The 20,758-nt window shown below is 54.8% G+C and carries 21 protein-coding genes and 1 pseudogene; 12 read left to right on the top strand and 10 right to left on the bottom strand.

The window, feature by feature from the left end; translation table 11 throughout:
* Positions 1 to 592: 592 nt before the first annotated feature.
* A complete protein-coding gene (locus tag HBUT_RS08040) occupies positions 593 to 1,582 on the bottom strand; it encodes an ABC transporter ATP-binding protein (protein WP_011822675.1) in 990 nt (329 codons plus the stop codon).
* Between the two features lie 122 nt (positions 1,583 to 1,704).
* On the opposite strand from HBUT_RS08040, the gene HBUT_RS08035 reads away from it, so the two are divergent.
* The gene (locus HBUT_RS08035; RefSeq protein WP_153801437.1) at positions 1,705 to 2,748 is read left to right on the top strand and encodes an MFS transporter; all 1,044 of its coding nucleotides are present in this window, start codon (positions 1,705 to 1,707) and stop codon (positions 2,746 to 2,748) included.
* Between the two features lie 221 nt (positions 2,749 to 2,969).
* Here the strand turns inward: HBUT_RS08035 and HBUT_RS09300 are convergent.
* The 4 genes and pseudogenes from HBUT_RS09300 to hmgA form a co-directional block, all read right to left on the bottom strand.
* Positions 2,970 to 3,338: pseudogene (locus HBUT_RS09300) on the bottom strand (PIN domain-containing protein); the annotation flags it as partial.
* 46 nt (positions 3,339 to 3,384) lie between these two features.
* Positions 3,385 to 3,642 (bottom strand): AbrB/MazE/SpoVT family DNA-binding domain-containing protein, encoded by a 258-nt coding sequence (locus tag HBUT_RS08025; protein ID WP_011822673.1) that lies wholly within the window; start codon positions 3,640 to 3,642, stop codon positions 3,385 to 3,387.
* 937 nt (positions 3,643 to 4,579) lie between these two features.
* Positions 4,580 to 5,824 carry a hypothetical protein gene (locus tag HBUT_RS08020; RefSeq protein WP_048061583.1) on the bottom strand — a complete coding sequence of 415 codons (1,245 nt, stop codon included), beginning with the start codon at positions 5,822 to 5,824 and terminating at the stop codon, positions 4,580 to 4,582.
* Between the two features lie 211 nt (positions 5,825 to 6,035).
* Entirely contained in the window at positions 6,036 to 7,322 is a 1,287-nt protein-coding gene (hmgA, locus tag HBUT_RS08015; RefSeq protein ID WP_011822671.1) for a hydroxymethylglutaryl-CoA reductase (NADPH), read from the bottom strand.
* A gap of 156 nt (positions 7,323 to 7,478) precedes the next feature.
* Here hmgA and HBUT_RS08010 point away from each other — a divergent pair, with 156 nt between their 5' ends.
* Complete coding sequence (locus HBUT_RS08010; RefSeq protein WP_011822670.1) at positions 7,479 to 7,772, top strand: ferritin family protein; 294 nt, start codon at positions 7,479 to 7,481, stop codon at positions 7,770 to 7,772.
* A 43-nt stretch (positions 7,773 to 7,815) separates the two neighbouring features.
* On the opposite strand, the gene HBUT_RS08005 is transcribed toward HBUT_RS08010, so the two are convergent.
* The 3 genes from HBUT_RS08005 to HBUT_RS07995 are packed head-to-tail and all read right to left on the bottom strand — an operon-like array spanning position 7,816 to position 10,499.
* Entirely contained in the window at positions 7,816 to 8,241 is a 426-nt protein-coding gene (locus HBUT_RS08005; RefSeq protein WP_011822669.1) for a Zn-ribbon domain-containing OB-fold protein, read from the bottom strand.
* Between the two features lie 28 nt (positions 8,242 to 8,269).
* Positions 8,270 to 9,424, bottom strand: coding sequence for a thiolase domain-containing protein (locus tag HBUT_RS08000; RefSeq protein WP_011822668.1), 1,155 nt, complete (start codon positions 9,422 to 9,424; stop codon positions 8,270 to 8,272).
* Between the two features lie 19 nt (positions 9,425 to 9,443).
* The gene (locus HBUT_RS07995; protein ID WP_011822667.1) at positions 9,444 to 10,499 is read right to left on the bottom strand and encodes a hydroxymethylglutaryl-CoA synthase; all 1,056 of its coding nucleotides are present in this window, start codon (positions 10,497 to 10,499) and stop codon (positions 9,444 to 9,446) included.
* Positions 10,500 to 10,672: 173 nt separating this feature from the next.
* Between HBUT_RS07995 and HBUT_RS09650 the strand changes: the two genes are divergently transcribed.
* The 9 genes from HBUT_RS09650 (at position 10,673) to HBUT_RS07955 (ending at position 17,847) form a co-directional block, all read left to right on the top strand.
* Positions 10,673 to 10,942: a hypothetical protein gene (locus tag HBUT_RS09650; RefSeq protein WP_153801436.1), complete on the top strand. Its 270-nt coding sequence runs from the start codon at positions 10,673 to 10,675 to the stop codon at positions 10,940 to 10,942.
* 86 nt (positions 10,943 to 11,028) lie between these two features.
* A complete protein-coding gene (locus HBUT_RS07990; RefSeq protein WP_011822666.1) occupies positions 11,029 to 11,619 on the top strand; it encodes a MarR family transcriptional regulator in 591 nt (196 codons plus the stop codon).
* A 21-nt stretch (positions 11,620 to 11,640) separates the two neighbouring features.
* The gene (locus tag HBUT_RS07985; RefSeq protein WP_011822665.1) at positions 11,641 to 11,892 is read left to right on the top strand and encodes a hypothetical protein; all 252 of its coding nucleotides are present in this window, start codon (positions 11,641 to 11,643) and stop codon (positions 11,890 to 11,892) included.
* A gap of 109 nt (positions 11,893 to 12,001) precedes the next feature.
* Positions 12,002 to 12,946 carry a ketopantoate reductase family protein gene (locus HBUT_RS07980; protein ID WP_011822664.1) on the top strand — a complete coding sequence of 315 codons (945 nt, stop codon included), beginning with the start codon at positions 12,002 to 12,004 and terminating at the stop codon, positions 12,944 to 12,946.
* Positions 12,910 to 13,776, top strand: coding sequence for a 3-methyl-2-oxobutanoate hydroxymethyltransferase (gene panB / locus HBUT_RS07975; RefSeq protein ID WP_011822663.1), 867 nt, complete (start codon positions 12,910 to 12,912; stop codon positions 13,774 to 13,776). Before HBUT_RS07980 ends, panB begins: the two co-directional genes overlap by 37 nt.
* Positions 13,727 to 14,449 (top strand): DNA/RNA nuclease SfsA, encoded by a 723-nt coding sequence (locus tag HBUT_RS07970; protein ID WP_011822662.1) that lies wholly within the window; start codon positions 13,727 to 13,729, stop codon positions 14,447 to 14,449. Before panB ends, HBUT_RS07970 begins: the two co-directional genes overlap by 50 nt.
* Before the next feature lie 299 nt (positions 14,450 to 14,748).
* Complete coding sequence (locus HBUT_RS07965; RefSeq protein WP_011822661.1) at positions 14,749 to 15,372, top strand: hypothetical protein; 624 nt, start codon at positions 14,749 to 14,751, stop codon at positions 15,370 to 15,372.
* Between the two features lie 59 nt (positions 15,373 to 15,431).
* Positions 15,432 to 16,097, top strand: a complete 666-nt coding sequence (locus tag HBUT_RS09100; RefSeq protein ID WP_011822660.1) for a molybdenum cofactor biosynthesis protein MoaE — start codon at positions 15,432 to 15,434, stop codon at positions 16,095 to 16,097.
* Between the two features lie 295 nt (positions 16,098 to 16,392).
* Positions 16,393 to 17,847: a hypothetical protein gene (locus HBUT_RS07955; protein ID WP_011822659.1), complete on the top strand. Its 1,455-nt coding sequence runs from the start codon at positions 16,393 to 16,395 to the stop codon at positions 17,845 to 17,847.
* 104 nt (positions 17,848 to 17,951) lie between these two features.
* On the opposite strand, the gene HBUT_RS07950 is transcribed toward HBUT_RS07955, so the two are convergent.
* Positions 17,952 to 18,878: a hypothetical protein gene (locus tag HBUT_RS07950; RefSeq protein ID WP_011822658.1), complete on the bottom strand. Its 927-nt coding sequence runs from the start codon at positions 18,876 to 18,878 to the stop codon at positions 17,952 to 17,954.
* A 21-nt stretch (positions 18,879 to 18,899) separates the two neighbouring features.
* Positions 18,900 to 19,292 (bottom strand): CBS domain-containing protein, encoded by a 393-nt coding sequence (locus HBUT_RS07945; RefSeq protein ID WP_011822657.1) that lies wholly within the window; start codon positions 19,290 to 19,292, stop codon positions 18,900 to 18,902.
* Positions 19,293 to 19,831: 539 nt separating this feature from the next.
* Here HBUT_RS07945 and HBUT_RS09095 point away from each other — a divergent pair.
* Positions 19,832 to 20,686 carry a helix-turn-helix domain-containing protein gene (locus tag HBUT_RS09095; protein WP_011822656.1) on the top strand — a complete coding sequence of 285 codons (855 nt, stop codon included), beginning with the start codon at positions 19,832 to 19,834 and terminating at the stop codon, positions 20,684 to 20,686.
* Positions 20,687 to 20,758: the final 72 nt, after the last annotated feature.

Below are 20,758 nucleotides of genomic sequence, written 5' to 3'. Positions count from 1 at the left end.
TGGGGTTAATGCTTCCCCCGCAAGACATGAGCACATAGTCTACCAGGTCCCGTGGGGGTGGACTTTGTTGATGCTGAACTCTCTTCCTAGCTTGCTGGCGATGTGACGTGTATTGTCACCTCCTGTTGCCAGGTCCTTGCCTAGCGCTGCGGACAATAATGCAGTCAATATAGCCTCGGAGCAACCTCCAAGCTCATGAGCTGTTCCCGTCACGTCGTTACGGTGGAGGGGTATGGCCGGGAGGCTTGGAGCACGGTGTTGATAGCCCTTGTGGCACGCTATATTGGTGCTAGCGAAGCATGGGGATAGCTGTTAATTCCGCCCCGCGCTATGTACTACATCTACGAGTCTTGGGGCCTCGGCCGACACCCGGGGTGAGGCCGCCGAGGAGGCGGCTCTATGACCCTGGGGCCGGCTAGGGGCCGCGGCCAAACCCTCCCACCTCTCTTCAGCGTTAAAACCGTGACAGAGAGAATGGGTGTTGGCGCTGCTGGGTGTGAGGAAAAGAATGAGGTGGCGATGTGGAGGATTGGCCTTGGCGACCCGCCCCGCGGCGGGGGCGGGGATGGGCAGGGGAGCAAATGCCGAGCCGCTAGTCTACAATGCTGTCCTTCTGCGGCTTGCCACGGTGTAGCCAGCACTTTGCGAAGTGGCCCTCGTTGACCTGGAAGTATGGTGGCTCCTGCTCCCTGCAGATTGGCATTACCTCGCTGCAGCGTGGCGCGAAGCGACAGCCCGGCGGTGGTGTGCGAAGGTCTGGTGGCTGGCCTGGTATGTAGTGTAGCTTCTCCTTTGGCCCTCTCAGCCTGGGTATTGCTCTTAGGAGTGCCCTCGTGTATGGATGCTGTGGGTTGTTGAATATCTCCTCGCTCGGGCCATACTCCACTATCTGGCCAGCATACATTATTGCGATCTTGTCAGCCATCTCCGCAATGACGCTCAGATCGTGAGTGATGAATATTATGCTCATGTTTAGCTCGTTCTTAAGCTGCTTGAGCAGGTTTAGTATCTGGGCCTGGATGATTGTGTCAAGGGCTGTGGTGGGCTCATCGGCTATGAGTATTGGGGGATCGAGCACGAGGGCCATGGCTATTACTACGCGCTGCTTTTGCCCGCCACTCAGCTCATGCGGATACCTATTAGCAATGTCCTCGCCTAGGCCGACCAGCTTTAGTACCTCAACTGCGCGGCGGTAAGCCTGCTCCTTCGTCATACCCCTGTGGACTATGAGTGGCTCTGCTATTTGCTCCCAGACCTTGTACATCGGATTTAGAGCGTTCATGGCGCCTTGAAACACCATGCTTATCTTCTGCCACCTTATCCTAGCCCTTACCTCGTCCTCGCTCATATTCACTATGTCTTGGCCATCAATTATTATGCTGCCCTTCACGATCCTGCCCGGCGGGGGCACAAGGCGTAGAAGTGACCAGGCGAGGGTGGATTTGCCGCAGCCGCTCTCACCGGCGATGCCTAGAACCTCGCCGGGCTCCAAGGTAAAGCTCACATTCTCGACAGCCTTGACGATGCCTCTGAGTGTGTAGTAGTGCACATATAGGTTGCGGACCTCAAGTATTGGAGGCATGGTCTACCTCCTCCACGCCCGGGACTACTATGGAGCGCACCCAGCCGGAGTTGTCGCGGGCCTCCCTCAAATATAATAACTCTGCCCCATGACAGCGCGGTCTTGGTCTTGGAGACTCTTAGGTGAGCACGGCGGTGCGGCGTGGAGGACTGCGCGCCATACTTGTTGTTGTCGCGCTATTCGGGCTCGTAAGCATGCTAGGCGATGCTAGCTATGAGGGTTTCCGTAGCTCGCTACCCGTACTCATACCTGGCACTGTGGAGCTGGGCGGTGTTGCAGGCGTCGGCGAGGTTCTAGCATGGGGTCTACGACCCCTCACGGGCCTGGTCGTTGAGAGACTGGGGGCATACTGGGGCTTCATACTCCTAGGCTACGGGCTCATACCGCTAGGCATACTCGTTGCTGGCCTAGGAGGCCCCATGCTGGCTCTCGGCTACTCCCTTGAGCGTATAGGCAAGGCGGTACGTGCCCCAGCACGCGATGCACTACTCTCCAGTATAGCAGGGAAAAGACGTGGTCTCGTATTTGGGGTGCACGAGTTCCTAGACCAGTTCGGCGCCGTCCTAGGCCCCTTCATAGCAATGATAGTAGTGTCCCTCGGAAAGTTCTGGATACTAGCCATACCTGGTGCGCTAACAATACCAGTCATAGTGGCTGCGATGAAGCTCTATCCCCGCAGCGTGGTGCCGAAACCCAGGCACGTGGATCTGGCTGAGACCCTCCGAGGCACCTGGCACAGCGTAGCCTACGTACTTGTAGCAGGCACCCTTGCAGCCAGCCCACTGGCAATAGAGCATGTAGCTAAGATGCTCGGCGTAGTGGATGAGAAAGGAGCATTCATAATCTATGCCATAGCTATGCTCTCAGACGCGCTCATAGCAATACCCATAGGCCTCCTATATGACGCAAATCCGCGCCTCGCAGTAGCCCTCCCAGCAGTGGTAGGCCTAGCCGGAGGCATCCTAGCAGTAACATCGCCCACGCTACCACTACTAGCCTATGCAGCTGCAGCAGCAAGCGGCGTCGCAGAGGCAGGCTTCGAGACCGTAGCAAGAGCAATGGTAAAGAGTGGCGCTACAGGCTACGGCATCTACGGCCTCGCCCGCGGCCTCGCAGTAGCAGGCTCAATACTACTCTACGGCAGCCTGGCAGCACATGTATGGTGACACGGAGACGCTACCATCGCAGACGAGGCAGAGGCTGCATAGTAAGGCTACTTGTTAGCGTTCCTACCGCTAGGTTACACATAACTAAGTAGTGCTAGCCTCAGGTGATGTATTAGTAACTGAACTTCCCTAATGGCTACTTGTAGGTTATGTGCTGGATGCACATATGAGTTGATGCTGCTACATAAGTCGGATTACGTCGTATACCTTCTACGCTTAATCTAGCTTAACGTATGCTTGCTATCTGCTGCTAGGAGGCTTCTGGGATGAAGGTATTTTAACTCCCTTACACGAGCGTACACCTTATCATAGCTTGCTAGGGCCTCATTTTCAACTATTGCTGTTACTGCGTGGAGACTATCAAAGTACGATAGCCCATATGTCTCGCGGAGCTTCCAGGCCAACGCTATGTGGGCTGGCTTAGGGACAGCAATATCTATGTTGTAGAATGCTAGTAGTTCCTCGAGGCTCTCATAGAATTCCTGCAGCTTAGCTTCTATTCGCCCGGATAGAAGCAGTAGATCAAGCTTTACCAGCGCGTATGGTGTTAGACGGAGAGGCCTTATTCTCCTAACAATCTCAGCCGCCTCATTATGATGCTTATCGAGGCCAACGCTAGCAGAAGATCTGTCTCTATTAGAACCATCGTTCTCTCAGCCTCTGCATGGCCTCTCTTGCAGCAGTTTGTCTAAGTTCGTTTATCTCTGCCTCAACGTCATGGGTGCCCTTAGGCACTGTTGATGCTGGTGCCTCTATAGGATCCTTTACAGGCTCTATAATCAGCTTATTGTTTTCAACACGTATTTTAACGGCATTTCTTATGCCGAGTTGGAATCGTATCTCGCTCGGTATCAATACTCTGCCCTTCTTGTCAACCCTAGCTATAATCTCCACTATCCCGCCACTATAAGGTGGGATTTCCCACGCTATTAGGCTTAGTCCTGAGCAAAATCTTAGAGTGGGCATGAGCGGTGTCTACGCATGAGGAAGCATTGTAAATGCTTGATTGTCCTCTAGGCATGAAATCTTAATACTCAACCGTCATTGTGGTGGTTTTATGCTTGGTGTGCTAGGTACATGTCTACTGGAGAAATGCTTGAAAGCTTCTACGTGACGTCGGTCTGGTTTTGAAGATCCACGTGAGGAGAGGGCACGTGAGAGATTCGAGTATTCCTTGTAGAGCAGCGTGACATACTTCCAAGAATACTCTTCAACAACCTCTACGAGCGAATACACGTAACAAGACTTCTACCGGATGGGCGCAGCGTAATAACAATCCACCTTGGCTACGACAAGTTCTCGGGAGTCGAAAAGAAGGCCTACTATACGCTCCCCGGATACAACTACGTAGCAACACTCAACATGAGGCTCTGAGATGTAGCCTCCGCAGCTGCCATACTCTGGCTATTTTACAGCGATGTAAAATTAATAGAGCAAGGTCCTAAACAAGCTGAAGTCATTATGGCGAGTAAACCCAGGCAATACACGCCAAGAAACCGCGAACTCTGGAGTAGCCCCCTTCACGGACTAGGCTAGCCTGTCAGTTGCAAGGATCTTGGGTCACAAATGCAGCTTAGTTAATAGTTTCATACTGCTTGTTGGCTTCTTTTGTTTTGCTTCTGCCTAGTAGCTCGAGAACATTTATGCAGTAAGGAGGTATGCATACTAACCGTAGTGAATTAAGTCATATAATATGTGTCTTTAGTGACGAACATTATTAACTCTAGTCCTATACTTGCTATTAAAATGTTGTTAAATAAATAAAAGTATTAATGATATCGATATGAGTTAAGAGTTCTATTGAATCTAGTAGTGAACGTATTACTAAGATCTAGCTGTGTGATAGCAGTGTACATCTTGTGCATCCAAGGCAGGGGTCGCACGCGTAACGACATGGACAGCTATTAACTGCAGAACACGGGCAGAGCTCGCCACAAGAGCAAACCTTGTGGCAGGGCTCTTCGGAGTATGCGTTAACGTCTATTTTAGCTGATCCGCAGAACGTTGCTATGGCTAATGGCCCTATATAGTAGAACTTTCCGAGGCATTCAACATGCGCAGTATCAATGCCATTATAGGGTGCTATAAAGGCTGCGTGGTCACACTCTGTATTCTTCCATATGCCTAGCAAGTAGGCCCACCATTCTATCTTACAGTAGCTCTCGTCGCGTACGTAGACAGGGACAGTGCCTGCCCACCATACGGTCATCTTTGCCACGCTCTTAGCTGCACCAGACATTATGCTTGCTGTCTCGCTATAGGTCGTATAGTAAAAGTAGTCGAGGACGTTTACATCCTTGCCGAGTAAATCCACGTAGATCCGCGATACATCCGGGTTAGCATCTGCGGGACGTAGCTTATAGCGGGCAATGATGGTTATTCCTTCGTTGCAGAGTTTCTCCGGTACACCGAGGGCTCTAAGCTCCTCGACAGTATGGTTAACATGGTACTTCCTGACAAACTCCTCCAGTGAGATACACGAAGAGTTGTCTACTTCTCTTTGAACAGTGTAGTTTACGAGTACGGGGTAGAGCTTGGCAGCGTCAATTATCCTGTTGTTTCTCAGTTTCAGCGCGTAGAATACGCCCTTCGCGGGATTGCCGAGAACAAGCACCTTCTCGTCAAGCGCATAATTTCTCTCTTCCCCATAAACTATAGTGGGACCCTGCGTGGCGGTGTCATTTAGCGTGAAGGGCAGAGTAGTTTTTACTGGCTTAAACACTTTTACCTCTATGGCGAAGAGGACTGTGAGCTTATTAATATCTTCGGTGGTTACGTTGTAGCCCTTAGACCTAAGGTATCTCAGTGCATCATCGACGCGATACCAGGGGTTTGGCGACCATATCACAAATATATTTGCATCATATCGTTTGTCGTCGATATAGTTGGTGGCTATCCTTGTCCCCCATCCTCTTGTAAGTGATGAACCATTTACTGGTTTGACACAGAGCTTTACTACATTGTCAGTAACGGAGCACTGTGGGGCATGCTGCACATAGTTTGCTACGAAAAGCATATACGCAGTCATGGCGGCAAGTAGGAGCGGTGCTGATACCAAAAATACCTTGCCTCCCATGTTTGTTCACCTTGCATTCTTATTCTTATTTCCATTTAAACATTGTTTTTTCTAATTGTTTTTTTTAAAAAAAAAAAAAAATCGAGCTCTGGGTCTGCAAGTAGGGGTATCTAACCAAAATATATAAGTGAGCGAATGGAACTAAGAAAGGAGCCTGCTAGTAGGTTTTTCTTGTTGTTGGTGTCTTGTTGCTTGTGTGTGGTGTTGTTTGCTAATTGGTGGGTTTGCTGTTTGCCGTGTTTTTCTCTTTTCTGGCTTCGCCCCTGCCTAGTAGCTTGTGAGCTCTGGCTAGCTCGTTTGCGGCTAGCGCGGCTAGCAGGTTTAGCTCGCCTGCAAGCACTGTTGCTGCTACTATCTCGGCGAACTTCCTGGCGTTGCTCCCTGGCGGGTCTCCGCCGCCTGCTACACCCATGAGGGCTAGTGCTTCCCGCTGTGTGGGGAGCCGGGTGCCTCCCCCGACGGTGCCCACCTCTAGGCTTGGAAGTGTTACCGAGATGTAGAGGTCTCCGTTACGCACCTCTGTCCACGTGTAGCCCATGCTGCTCTCGACGACCTGTGCTACGTCCTGCCCGGTCGCGATGAATATTGCTGCTATGATGTTTGCGAAGTGAGCGTTGAGGCTGAACGATCCAGCCCTGGCTGTGCCAAGCAAGTTCTTGACACGGTTTACGAAGTCTATCTCCTCTGGCCGAGCCTTCAAAACCTTTAGCGCGACATCCCTTTTGATAACCGCCTCGGCTACAACTGTCTTCCCCCTACCGAAGAGCATGTTTAGCAGTGCTGGCTTCTTGTCCGTACACATGTTACCGCTGAGCGCTATGAGCCGGACAGTGCCCGGATAGTTTGCCAGTATCCATTCAGCAGCCTTGTCAGTAGCTATAGTAGCCATGTTCATTCCCATGGCGTCACCGGTCTCATAGACGAAACGCAGCCAGACAAGGTTACCCGTAATGAAGGGCTGAACCTCCAACAGCTTGCCATGCCTTGTTGTGGATTCTGCCTCCCTCCTAACCTCGTCCATGTGCTCGCGTACCCATTCAACGAAGCGTGCAGCCTCCTCAATGCCGGGCGTCCAGAACACGGGAGCCCTCGCCATGCCGTCCCGGAGCACCTTGGCCCTAGCACCACCGCTAAGAGTTATCGCCTTAGCGCCACGATTCACGCTTGCAACAAGGGCCCCCTCGGTAGTAGCCATTGGCACGTAGTAATCGCCGTTAGCATAGTCGCCCCTAACCCTCAACGGGCCAACAATGCCGACCGGGATCTGAACCGCGCCAATCGGGTTCTCGATGTTCCTGCCAACAAGCTCCTCGAAGTCCAGTATGGTGCTCCCAATACTTGAAAGGCTAACGCCAAGCATCTTTTCAAGCGCAAGCCTCCGAGCAAGAGCACCTGCATTGGCATTGCCGAGAATCTTGTCGGCTTCATGAAGCTTTATGCGGCCCTCGATAATCCCCCGTACAACCTCTTCAAGCTTTGAGCGTTCACTCTCCTGCAAGCCCCCGAGACACCTCCCGCAGACAGCAACGTAGTCCCGGGCCGCGTTATTCAGTACCCCGGCCCGCAGCACAATGATATGCAGAACGAGCAGCCCCGACTACTATAAAAGGGAAAGTCATGGCCTACCTTACTGGTAGTGTGGAGGGGTACATGTATGCTCTCGCAACACCCTCTTCTAGCCAAGTGTAACGGCGGTCTTGACAAGCTCACACTAGCAGAAGCTGTAAGGCTCGCAATAATCGGTGAGCTCGACGCAATAAACCTCTACCTCCAGATAGCTAGGTGTGTCCGCGACGAGAAGGCGAGAAAGCTATTCGAGGAGATAGCCCGCGAAGAGAAGACTCACGTAGGCGAGCTTCTAGAGCTTCTTAGGAGGCTGGATCCGGAGCAGGTGCGGGAGCTGGAGGAGGGCGCAAAGGAGGCCGAGGAACTGCTAGGCGAGGGGTAGGATGGGACCTGGGAGAGGTAAAAACAAGACGGTATGGTGGCTGCTAGCTGGTTTTCGCGGAGAGTACTGGGCGGAAAGCAGTACCGTAGCCTATCAAGCCGTCCTCTCCGTCTTTTCTTATCCTCCTTAGCACCGCTTCGACACGCATGCCAGTCTTAACCTCGGAGGGCTCGACATCTGTTATCGGTGCGAGCACACGGGTGCCATCGTCTAGCCTGACTATGCCTATCACTAGGGGTGCCTTCTCTCTAAACCCATCCATAACAGTGTATATCACCGTATAGGTCTCCAGTACGCCGGTCCTCGGTAGTTCAACCTCTTTCAGGTCGCGAGAGCCGCAGTGAGGGCATGCTGGCCTTGGTGGATAGTGTGTACGGCCGCACTTGAGGCACTTCCTGCCAACAAGTCTGTACCTGTAGATTCGCTCACGCCATATCCTAGCCGGGGATATGTGCATGCTTATGGTCATGGATATACACCCTTCACAGTGATATGGGCTAGGCGCGTCTGAGGACTAGGGCTGAAACCGTCGAGCCGTCGCCACCAACGTTAACTGCTAAGCCTACCTCGGCGCCATCGACCTTTACGCCGGGGAAGTCGCCGCGCAGCTGCATCGTCACCTCTGCTACCTGGTAGACACCGGTTGCGCCTACTGGGTGGCCGCGGGCCTTGAGGCCTCCGCTCGGGTTTGCCGTCGGCCTATCGCCTGGGTGGAAGCGGCCCTCAGCTACTAGCTTAGCCGCCCTGCCCTTCTCCGCAAAGCCTAGCTCCTCCAATAGCAGTATCGCGTTTATCGTGAACGCGTCATGGATCTCCATGACGTCTATCTTGCTTGGCTCCACCCCTGCCATACGGTAAGCCTGCTCGGCAGCCTTCCTAGCGGCAGGCATGCCGTCGAGAATCTCCCTATTGCTAAGCTCCACGGTGTCCACGGCCAGTCCAGCACCGGCTATCTCGACGATGGGTTTCTCGGGCAGCCTCTTCGCGGCATCCTCCGAGACTAGTAGGACGGCTGCAGCGCCATCACCTATGGGGCTGCTGTCAAGCAGTCTTATCGGATCAGCTATCACCTGGCTGCGAGCCACGTCCTCCCTCGTTATCCTCCTCCTTATCTGTGCGTATGGGTTGCTGAGGGCGTTCTCGTGCATCATTACTGGCCACTCGCTCATCTCGTCCCTTGTAACCCCGTACTTCTCCATATAATACCTCATCATGAGTGCGTTGAGTCCGGTAAACGTGGCCCCGTAATAGAGTTCGTACTCTGCGTCGGCAGCCTGCGCCAAGCCAGCGGTGACAATGGCTGTCGGGTAATCAGTCATCTTCTCAACGCCAACAACCAGCACAGAATCTACGAGCCCCGAACGTATCAAGGCAAACCCCGTGTAAACGCCAGCGCCTCCGCTGCCGCAGGCAGCTTCAACATGTAGTGCGGGTCTGTAGCGCAGCCCCAGTCCAGCAGCTACGTAGGCGCCAAGATTGTCCTGCTCCTGTAGCTTGCTCGCAAGCATGCTCGTAACAATCACAGCATCGGGTTTGATTCCTGCGTCGTCTATGGCTCTAAAGGCGGCCTCGGCTGCTAGGTCCAGGATACCCTTGTCGTAGTGACGGTCGATCTTTGTCATCCCGACTCCGGCTACGTAGACTCGAGGCATAATCATCACCCCGCCACGACTAGACGGGTCTTCTGTCATAGAGCTTGCGCATGCGTGCGTGCATAGCATAGTCTATATAGCGCTTCCAGTTCACGTAGTCGTCAACCTTTGGTGCACGATTCCTAGCCTCCTCGATGCGATCGGTTACGATGAAGCTATATGCGTCGCTACCCGCGCCACTGCCGAATGGTGCTACGAGTATTCGCTGGCCAGGCTTTGCCTGATCGAGTATCCTTGCGAAGCCTAGTAGGGCACTGGCATTGTATGTGTTGCCGATTATTGGTGTGAGGAGGCCTGGCAGAATCTTCTCCTTGGGGAAGCCGAGTCTTGCTCCAACCCTTAGGGGGAACTTACCGTTAGGCTGATGGAAGACGGCGTAGTCAAAGTCCTCGGGTTTTAGCCCGAGCTTCTCCATTAAGCCCTTGACTGCGCTCTCTATGTGGTGGAAGTATGCTGGCTCGCCGGTGAATGCCTCGCCGTGCATTGGGTAGCGGCTGTGCTGGCCCCTCCAGAAGTCCGGTGTGTCAGTGACGTAGGTGTAGACCCCTTCGAGCACGGCAACGCTTTCCGATGCAGGGCCGACAACAAAGGCTGCTGCGCCGCTGGCAGCAGTAAATTCTAGCACGTCGCCCGGGTTTGCTTGCGCAGTATCGGAAGCTACTACCAGTGCGTACTTCATGTAGCCAGCCTCTACTAGTGCAAGGCTCGCTCGGAGCCCCTCGCTGGCAGCGCGGCATGCAAACTCCAGGTCCGACGCCATGGTCTCTGGTGTTATACCGAGAGCCTCGGCGATAATTGTGGCAGAGGGCTTGACAGCGTATGGCTTGGACTCGGTGCCGAAGAACACGGCCTTTATCTCCCTGGGGTCTACGTTGGCTCGTGCTATTGCGTTCCGCGCAGCCTCATAACCCATTGTGACTGAATCCTCGTCAACATTCTCCACAGCCTTCTCCTTCACCCCGAGCCCTGCGGGAACGCTAGGCTCCCAGCCCCAAACCCTTACAATCTCCGCAGCCTTGATCCTGTAACGGGGCACGTAGCCGCCCCAGCCAACTATGCCGCTTCCACGCGGCATGCCGCTTCACGCTGCCAGTTGCTCGGGTACGAGGCAGCTGCATAGCTAAAAGAAGCCTCCCTCTACAACAACTGCCTAGAGTACTATTCGACTATCGCCGAGAAAAATGTGGAGAGCTACCCCTAGCTGGCTGGTTCCCCAAGCCTCGGGTTGCCTGGCCATGGTGTTAGCGATTGGAGGTCGGCTTCGACGCGAGCGAGTCGGCTAATGTCGGCTACTGGTTCGACCCCGACCAGATACGTGGCGCGTCATGGCGTGATAGGGAGGATTGTGAGGGGCAAGACCCGGTAAACTATATGGGCCGGGTCCAGACGCTTGTCCCCCATAATCCACGGCATGGAGGATTACCACTGCTTCGTGGACCGGTCAGTGGTGTTCCACGTAGCACCGGGGCATCACAGCAAGGAGAGCTGCCTGGCTGCTTCCGGGAGGTACGGCCATAACGTTAGGGTTAAACCGAGACACAGGATGAAGCGGTATAAGCTGATACTCGAGTTTCTTCGTGAAAAGCTTGGGGGAGGAGTAGAGAGTGGAGGGTCTAACAGCAGCTGAGGCAGCAGTACTCCTAGCTGTGCACCGAGGCTTCGACACTGTAGAATCGATAGCCAGACTGCTCAACACCAGCCGCGAGACAGTAGAATCCATCATTGAGAAGCTGAAGAGCCGGGGGCTCGTTGAAGAATATACTACAGGTTTTATAATCAAGAGGAGGAGGATCAGGCTAACAGAGCATGGTCTCAATGCGGTCCCCGAGGCTATGCGCTTACTAGAACATGCAGCAGAGGCTGCAAGGAGGATTGCAAGCCAGCTCTCCGAGGTGCACAGCTCCGAAGCAGTGCTCCAGCCGGCAAGCCGTACCGGCTACCTAGCGCCAGGTCTAGCATTGATGGATCTCTTGTTTGTGTTGCCCATGTTGCAGACACTAGGCCTCATAGGCCTTGGAGAAGCCGTGTTGTTATCGCAGCTTCTCTCCAGCGAAGAGCAGGACCACGAAGAGCATGTCGGTGTTGAGGGATACGAGGACTATGAGGGCGGTGAATATGGCGACTACGAGGGCGGAGACACGGGCGTAGATGTTGATGCGGGTTTCGACGCTGACTACGATGGGTTCATAGCCTAGGGCGCGGGGATGTGATTCAGCATGGCCTACGCGAGGATGATCTATGAAGCGTACTCGATGGCTAAGGCGGTTCAAGTGTCCTGCGGTACTACGCCAGAGCTAGACGAAGCCCTACTAATAATCGAGGAATACCTCTCCTATGGCGGCGACGAGACGGTCTTGGAGCAGGCTGCAGAGCTGCTCCGCGTAGCTGCAGACGTTATACGTTCACGGGGTTGTCTGGAGTGGAGTCTACTCGAGCAAGCTGCGGACACGTTAGAGCATGCAGGGTAAGCCCTATCTGATCCGAAGGCATTCAACAAGACTTGTGTCATGATTCCTCATTCCCTGCTTCTTTTTCTCTTCCATGCCGGGTTGCTTGGGGCTGGGGTGGCGCTAGACTGTGTCCCTCAACATAGATGTGGTTGTTGTGGGTTGCGGGGCTGTTGGGAGCACGGTAGCTCTGGCCTTGGCGAGGGCGGGTGTGCAGGTGGCAGCGGTTACGAGGAGCGGCACTGACGGGTGCCGCTGGGATATGGTTCTCGTCGAGGGGTTGGGCTTCGGCGAGCTGCTCGTTTGCGGATGGACGGGTGCAGCGAGGCTCCGCCCGAGGCTCGTAGTCTACGCTGTTAAGGCGTACGATTTGACAAGTGCTGTGGAGGATTCTCTCCAGGCAGGCTGGAACCCCGAGGCGGTGGTCTCTCTCCAGAACGGTTTGGGCAGCCTCGAACTCCTCTCAAAAACCTACGGTGTAGACCGCGCTATAGGCGGCGTGGTCTACTTTGGAGCTGTAGGCGTTGCACCGTGCCGCGCCAGGCTCCTCGGGAGGGGAGGGCTGCTGCTGGGTTGCTGGGCGCGCGGTGGTAGCTGCAGCTTCTGGTCCCACCAGCTTGCAGAGGCACTGACGGCGGGGGGCCTCCCCTCGAGCCATGTGGGCGACGTGGAGCCTTATCGCTGGCTAAAGCTGGCTGTCAATGCGGCGATAAACCCGGTGACTGTGCTAGCCTGGTCGAGAAACAAGGTCATCCTGGAGAACCCCGATGCGGGGAAGCTAGCAGCACAGCTGGCCCGCGAGGTTGCCCTAGTAGCTTGGAGGCGGGGAGTCGAGCTACCGGGTGATCCCGTCGAGGAGGTTTTCCGGGTGGCTAGGGCTACGGGAGACAACTGCTCCTCAATGCTCCAGGACGTGGCGAGGAGGGGACGTAGCGAGGTAGACTATATCAATGGCTCGGTAGCCCGTGAGGCTTGGAGGCTCGGGCTAAGGGCACCATTCAACGAAGCTATGTGGAGAGCTGTGAGGTTGCTAGAGCGATGGCTGGCCGGGAGAAGGTTACCGTGCGAGATATAGTTCGTGCTAAGCAGCGCGGAGAGCGCATAGTAATGGTTACGGCTTACGACTACATAACAGCAAAGCTCGTCGACGAAGCCGGCGTAGATATGATTCTTGTGGGAGACTCTCTCGGCATGGTTGTTCTAGGTCTCCCTTCTACTCACCAGGTCACCCTTGAGGACATGGAGAGGCATACAGCAGCTGTTGCAAGAGCCCAGCCCCGAGCCCTAATCGTCGCCGATATGCCGTTTATGAGCTACGAGGCCTCAACCCGGGACGCGGTACTGAATGCTGGCAGGCTAATTGCAGCCGGGGCTGATGCAGTGAAGATAGAGGGCGGGGCCAGCTACAGCGACACCATAAGAGCATTGGTGAGGGCGGGTATACCAGTCGTGGCCCATGTGGGGCTTACCCCGCAACGCTACAAGCTGCTCGGTGGCTACCGCCTGGCAGGCAAAACGGCCAGCGAAGCCATGGAGGTTATCCGGGAGGCTATAGGTGCAGAGGAGGCTGGCGCCTTTGCTGTAGTCATAGAGTTTACGGCGTGGGAAGTAGCGAGGGAGATAACGAGGAAACTCTCAATACCAACTATATGTATCGGTAGTGGTCCCTACTGTGACGGCCAGGTACTGGTAATCCATGATCTCCTCGGCCTAACCCCGACCCCGCCACCGTTCGCCAAGAAATATGTTGACCTTGCCGCAATTATTCGGAGAGCCGTCAGCGAGTATGCCTCGGATGTACGCAATGGCAGGTTCCCCGGCGAAGGCATGTACTGGGGGATGAAGAGGGGCGAGTATGAGAAGCTCCAACGCCTCATCAACGAGCAGGCTGGTTCTGGAGATTAGCGGTGTAGAGGAGGCCACCCTGCTAGCCAGGCCCAACAGGTTTACAGCTGTGCTAGAAGCTGCGGGAAGAGAGTTCACATGCCACATACATGATCCGGGTAGGATCCCGGCATTACGTCCTGGGACGCGTGTGCTCTACAAGCGAGCTTGGAGGCCAGGCCGAAGGACGAGCTGCGACCTCGTAGCCTTCTACGATAATGACATGCTAGTACTCGAGGACACAAGGCTGCCGAACAAGCTGTTCGAGAAAGTTATACCGCTAATCTATGGTGGTGCCAGCTATGAGAGGGAAAGGCAGATTCTCGGCTCCAGGTTCGACTTCATAGTATCCGTCGGCAACTCCGTTAGGATCGTAGAGGTAAAAGCTACAAACTATGCTGTTGGCCCCATAGCCCTCTGGCCTGACGCTCCTAGCAAACGCGGGCTAAAACATGTCGAGACTCTCCGGATGCTACGGCTCCAAGGCTTTGAGGCTGAGCTGGCAATTCTTGCACTGAGGGGCGACGTGGAGGCTATAGCTCCGAATGGCCGTGCAGACCCCCTGCTAGCCCGTAGCCTATGCATCGCCCTAGAGGCTGGGGTTGCGGTGCGTGGGCTCAGATTTAGCGCTGAAAGAGCTGGCGACAAATTGAGGATAATGTTTAGCGGCACTATACCATTCCGCTGTGCTTGAATGCATCCAATGCTATCAGTGCTGGGCATTACACTCGGCGGCCATAATAGGTAGGCTATTGAGTCTGCCACGTTGGCGAGAGTATTACGTCTACAAAGTATCAATCGACGAGGATGTTTAGGCTGAGCTGGGTCGCTCCGTGGGATGGAGTATGGCTTCAGGATCCGTCCTGCCGGGACGAGTATTTTAGAGAAGGTGCCAGTCTAGGGCAGATGATTGGGCTAAGAGGAGAGCAGGCTAGACAAGCTAGTAAACCAGATACCCCGTCTTGCGTGTCCGATGTTTTAGGGGCCGGGGACATGGCGCGTCTGCATCCAGTGCTGACACTCCCCATTTACTGGAGCCTTGTGAGGCGTGGCAGGCTACGGGTTTCCGGCGAGGCTATAGTAGAGGTTAAGCTTGACGGTTATCTCGCGGTAGTTGTCGATGGGAGGGTCTATACTGGTAGTGGAAGGAGGGCGCCAGCCTGGATGCTGAATGCGCTGCGGGAGGCTGGTGCCGACTATGGTGCTGCTAGCCGTGGGAGGGTGTTGTTTGTGGAGGTCTACGGCTCCTGTGCTACGCCTGGAGGCTATCATCGCAGCGACAAGCTGTGCTACCGGGCAGCCCTAGTGGATGTTGGCCGTCCGCCAGCCCATGCTTCGGGTGTAGAGGAGGCAGCGCTGCTAGCAAGAACCCTCAGCCATGTCGACAGGCTGGGACTAGCTGAAAGCTATAGTTTCGAATCGCCAGCCCACCGTGTGGTTGTGTTGGAGGAGGCTCCGGAGCCCTGGGAGCTCCGAGAGATGCTAGCCAGCTACCGGAGCTACGAGGGCTATGTGCTCAAGCTCTACGCGGAGCACGGCCACAAGCTGCCCCCAGACTATGGTGTAAAGCTGCGCGGCCTGCTAGAGGTAAAAGTGAAGCATGGCATTCGCCTGTAGCTCTCCAGGCAAGCCCGCATAACCCCGCCCATCCTTCCTCTATCCTGGGTGCTGTGCTGGTGGGCCGCAGGCTTCACGTGCTAGGGTTCCGGGAGGGCAACCCCTTCCACCACGTTCTAGAACTGTCCGAGGAGTGTGTAACAATTGAGTGCATTATAGAGAGGGTTGGTGTTGAGGGAGCCATCTACGCTCTCGGCAGACGCGTCGAGGACAAACTGCCGGAGGGCGCTAGCGAGGTCTACCTCCTCAGCCCCCCACCTGGCCCCGTAGCAGCCAGGCTACTCGGCCCTAACGAGCGTCTAGACTTCAACATGGTGTACGAGGTGCTCTCGCTGCGGGGAGGCGCTACCGGTGCTGGGGCACTAGTCTCGTTTGCGGGCTTCGTAAAGGGCCTAGTTGAAGGCTCGACAGTGCACGAGCTCTACTATGAAGCTGTGAGGGAGCTAGCTGAGAGGGAAATGATGAGAATAGCTGAGAAGTATGCATCAGCTCCCGGCGTACGTGACATAGCAGTATACCACTACCACGGCCCGCGCAGGCCCGGCGACCCAACGATATACGTGTTCGTAACAGCGGTCTCGAGGCACCAAGCATTCACCACAGCAGCAATAGTGTTGGAGGAGATTAAACACAAGGTACCAGTATATAAGCTTGAGAAGAGGAGCGATGGCGAATACTGGATACTAGGGGACCACACGAGGATACCACGTAAACTGGGGCGGTGAGGACAACAGCCTAGCTGCTTGGGCGGCGCCGAACCCCTGCGGAGTTATGTGGATGGGTAGAGTCGCCGAGCCCGCCATGCGGCAGAACCTGGTATTCGAGTCTTCCAGCTCTGGTACAGATTTTCGCTGGCTCACATCCACGTGTTAGCTATAGCTGTTACAGGGCATTATGTAGCTATGCAACCGTGGATTACTGGGAAGCTATATTCTAGCTTTGCAGTGGTTGGGCCGAAGACCCTGCCAGGCAATAATCTGGCAGCTATGCGTAATACTACTTCATGGGGTTTCCTCGGCCTTGACTATTAGCCCCCTAGCATACTACTCCAGACATGAAGTTCAGAGGGAGATGGCGGATTTCCTCCGTGGCCGCTGGGCTGCAGTTGAAGGTCCGGGAAAGAAGTGGGCTAGATGGCTTGGACCGAGACCACTGGTTGTACGTGAGCCCCGGGACGTGCTGGAGATTGTTAGGAGGTTCCAGAGTATTGGTGCCAGGAGCTTCTATGGGACCATAGAGGTGTATCGTAGGCTTGAGGCCCGTAGCGATGTGGAGGAAGGATACGAGGAAAACGTGGCCTATGCTACGCCGTTCATAGACGTGGATATTATTGACGAGCAGAGAATCGGTGATGCGTGGCGCTGCGTGGTAGAAATCGCCAGGATGATATATGAGCAGCTCTGCCGGGAACACGGCGTCTGCAGCAGCGTCTACATGCTCTGGAGTGGTGCAGGAATGCACATAAGGATCCACGAGAGAGCGTTCCGCGACATTCTAGGGGAAGCGCATCCCCTCGACGTGGCGTTTGCAGCAGCTGAGCTAGTGCTTGAGGAGCTGGAACCCGAAATACTACGCGCCGTACATGGCTGTGGCGGGCTTGTCAAGGTGGAAAACCTCGTAGCAGCAAAGCGTGTGTTCACCGCGCCCCTCAGCCTACACCGACGCCTCGACAGGGTAGCAGTAGCCTTATCGCCCAAGGAGCTGGATAGCTTCAATCCCGACTGGAGCCTCCCAGCTAGGCCCCACCACAACCCAGACGCGTGGAGAAGCTATGTGGAGGGCGAAGCCGACGACTATGCTAGAGAGGCTCTCCGAAGGATAGGCAAGGTGAAGAAGAGAGCATTAATGGAGGCAAGAGCAGCCAAGATAGGCCTACCATCAATGCTGGAGGCGGCAATACCAGCAGCGGCAGCTGCGCCAACAGCTCCCGGTGAGCCGAGGGAGCCGGGCCGCTTTCCGGTAATGGCGCTGCTCCAGGCTGCCCGATACTACCTGCTAACGGGCGACCTCGAGAAAGCGAAGAGCTGGGGCCTCAACCGCGCCATATTCTACGCATGGGCCAAGTACTATGGCCCAGCTAGGAGGCCGAGACTAGCAGCAGAGGCCAGGCGCTACAGTACACGGGCAGCAACTGTTCCAGAGGACGAGCTGCGCTGGGAAGAGGTCGGCGGCGAAAAGGCCCAGGTATCCTCTAGGGGCTGGTACGTGATAGGAGGTGTTGAGCAGCGCCCCGAGGACTTCGACCGCCACGTAGCCAGGAAGTTCGAGGAAGCAGGAATAGGCTTCCAGGAGGCATGGCGGGCAGCACTAGAGTACCTCAAACAGTTCCCGAGAAGCGTCCTCCGGGACCCACAGCGCTTCTACAGGGAGGTCTACGAGCCCGTAAGAGACCGCTTCATCGAAAAAGTACTCCGCAGAGCAAAAGAGCAGCCAAAGACAACTGGGCTAGACCGCTGGCTGAAGAGAAAGGAATAGCGTAGAGATATGGGTACGGTGTTCATGTGAATTTCCAAGTTTCATACACTTCAGTTAATACCATGGTACCATTGAGAAGGGTTGCTTCACAATACAGTTTACTACTACGTTTCTTTGGTATCATCACCATTTGCGCTTCCATGCTTTACAAGTTTCTCCCCCTCTTCGGGTTCAAGGGCATAGGTATCCTTTAGTACGCCCGGCGGTAACTTATGGCGTGATGGCACCTTCCTAACGTTGTAGACTACTCCGATGCCTAGGCCGGGGCTCCCGCCTACGCCGAAGAGCTTGGCTAGCTCTAGCATTTGCTGGGTTAGCCTGTAGAGGTGCTCGCTGCAGACAACATGGTAGACCACGGGGCCCTTGAAGACTGGTACTTCCTCGCCGTGGGTGAGCTTTATCCTCATCCTCTTAGTCTTATCCACAGCCACCTCCAGGCAGGGCTGGAGGAGCCTGACAAGTGGGCGGTAGTCTATCCCTGAGGCCATTGAGATGCGCCGGGCAACGCTCGCTATGAGTCTCCAGGGGCTAGGGTACGAGACTAGCGCGCCGTGGAATCGGTAGAATGTAGCCTCGTGAAGCACCTCGAACTCGCCGGCAACCGGCCGCTCACCGTGATTCTCGATGTGAGGCTCTGGCAACTCGACATCAATGGTCCTGGCTCTAGCTTCAAGTACCTCGACATAGTCTAGCCCGCCCAGCCCGCTAACCAGGGCATTAACGGCATCCCTAGCCTCTACAAACCCGGTCCAACCCCAGAATACGGCACGGAACCGGTACCGTTCCCCAGAGAACAGCGTTCCAGCAACTGGCGCCGGAGCGTTACTCGGAGCGTCAAGGCTGACACTGGCACGGTAAACCGGAGTTACACGGAAAAACCCGCCACGATCAAGCACCAGGCCAGAAAGGCTCAACGCATCATACACAACCTTCCCCGAGAAAACCCCACTCCAGGCACCCCTGAGCTGGACACTCCTCAAAGGCCTAAACACTACATCAACAACGTACACTGTGATCCTTGGCACAGCCAAGACCCCAACAACCCCCTAAGGCTATTCACTTCCAGCAAGCATGTACTGCGGTACCCGACGAATACTCACCACGCAAAGGAGCCTATCATCCTCATCAACAACTGGGGTATGCCTAGCCCCGTGCCGTACCATTTTATATGCAGTACTCGGAAGCGAATCATCAGGATGAGCCACACCAAGACCCCACATCATAACCTCTCCAAGACTCCGATCGAGACTCTCATCACTAGCAATAAGCCCCACAGGATCCCTCTCGGTAAAAATACCAAGAAGTCTCATATCATGACCAACAACCGGTACACTACCAACACTAGGCTCGGTCTTACGCTTAACAGCATCAGTAATTGTTCCATCCAGAAAAGCATACACCAGACGAGAATCCCTAATCAAATCCCGAGCAGTAACAAGGGGCAAAACTCCACCCCAAGCACAAACCCACAACACACCCCCAACAAAAACCCACCACAGCCAAGCACATGGCCCAAACAAGTAAGCCAAGTAATTCACGATAATAGGCAACAGGAATTGTATGTTCTTGCTGTTCACAGCCAGGCCAAGGTCCAACTATTCACTCCACATTTCGGAATTTAAATAACTCAGTAAACTATAACGGCTCTCATGCCTCCTATACGGCGAGAACTCAAGGGGAAATCGCGAAGACCTCATGGCACTAATGCTGTCTCTGCCGTAGATCATTGTTGGTAACCTTGATGTAATAGGGGGTTATGGGTACCCAGCCTTGGATGGGTTCCACGGTTTTCTCGCCGTGAGGGGGAGGGTTGTTAGGTGCCGTTTTTGGCAGCGTGGCTGGGCGTTGTGTGGGTAGAAGCTGGGTATACCGTACATACGTCCCGAAAATTTTCGGCAAAACATTTTGCATACTATATCGTTGGTATAGGTTTGGGCTGGTAGCAGGGTAGTTACCTTGGGCTCTGGCGCCTCTGGGTGTTAGCATGTCGAATGTGCCACTAGTAGTGTTCTGCCTCCGCGACAACCTTGAATGTCCGCTGTACATGGCGGTTAGCAGTGCTGCTAAGAAGAGCAGCGATACTGATAGCGGCCCGCTTAGGCTTGTTAGTGGTCTCGCTGCGCGCGTCTTGAGGGTTAACATTGACTGGGAGCGGGGCGTTACGGAGCTCTGGGTTCGGGCTAGCGGCGGGAACGGATCGATGGAAGAGTTTGAGAGACAGCTGAAGCGAATGGATGGGCTTGCCTTCCAGCGCGTCTATTCCAGCAAGTTTAACAACGTATACAGGATCCTCGTCGATGTGTCTAAGTGTGCGTGCCTACGGAATGGTAAGAGCTGTCTACTGGTATCAGCTCCCATAGGTGTTATGGCTAAGTCCGTTATAATTGCGCCCTATGGTATTCTCTGCGAGTTCATAGTGGCGCGGGGGAAGGGGCTAGATTACCTCCGGTCTAGCGGGTACAGGATAGTATTCATGCATCGTATCGACGAGTACGACTACATGCTGACCGAGAAGCAGGAGCTAGCACTTATCTACGCCTACCTGATGGGCTACTATAGCTTCCCACGAAGGATTAGTCTTAAGAGTCTAGCTGCAAAGCTCGGCGTCTCGGTTTCTACGCTGGCTGAACTACTCCGGAAGGCTGAGGCCAAGGTTGTGGAGGCATTTGTCCGGCACGAGCTTCCACACTACCTTGTCGGCATAATACTAAACCGTGAGGCGCACCGGAGGTTCATCGAGGAGAAGCTTACCAGCAACAAGAAGGCTTGTAAGGACGAGGAGACAAGTGTCTCCGAGCCTGGGAAGGCCGCAGCTGTAGTTGCGGCTGGGGGCTCCTAGACGGCGAGCCCCTACATGGGGCTCTCGGGCCTCCCGGCTGTTACACCCGAATATTTTCTTGAAAGGTATAAT

The sequence above is a fragment of the Hyperthermus butylicus DSM 5456 genome (genome assembly GCF_000015145.1).
Taxonomy (GTDB): domain Archaea; phylum Thermoproteota; class Thermoprotei_A; order Sulfolobales; family Pyrodictiaceae; genus Hyperthermus; species Hyperthermus butylicus.
Note: the sequence above shows the minus strand (reverse complement) of the source record. Positions and strands in the feature narration are given on the sequence as shown.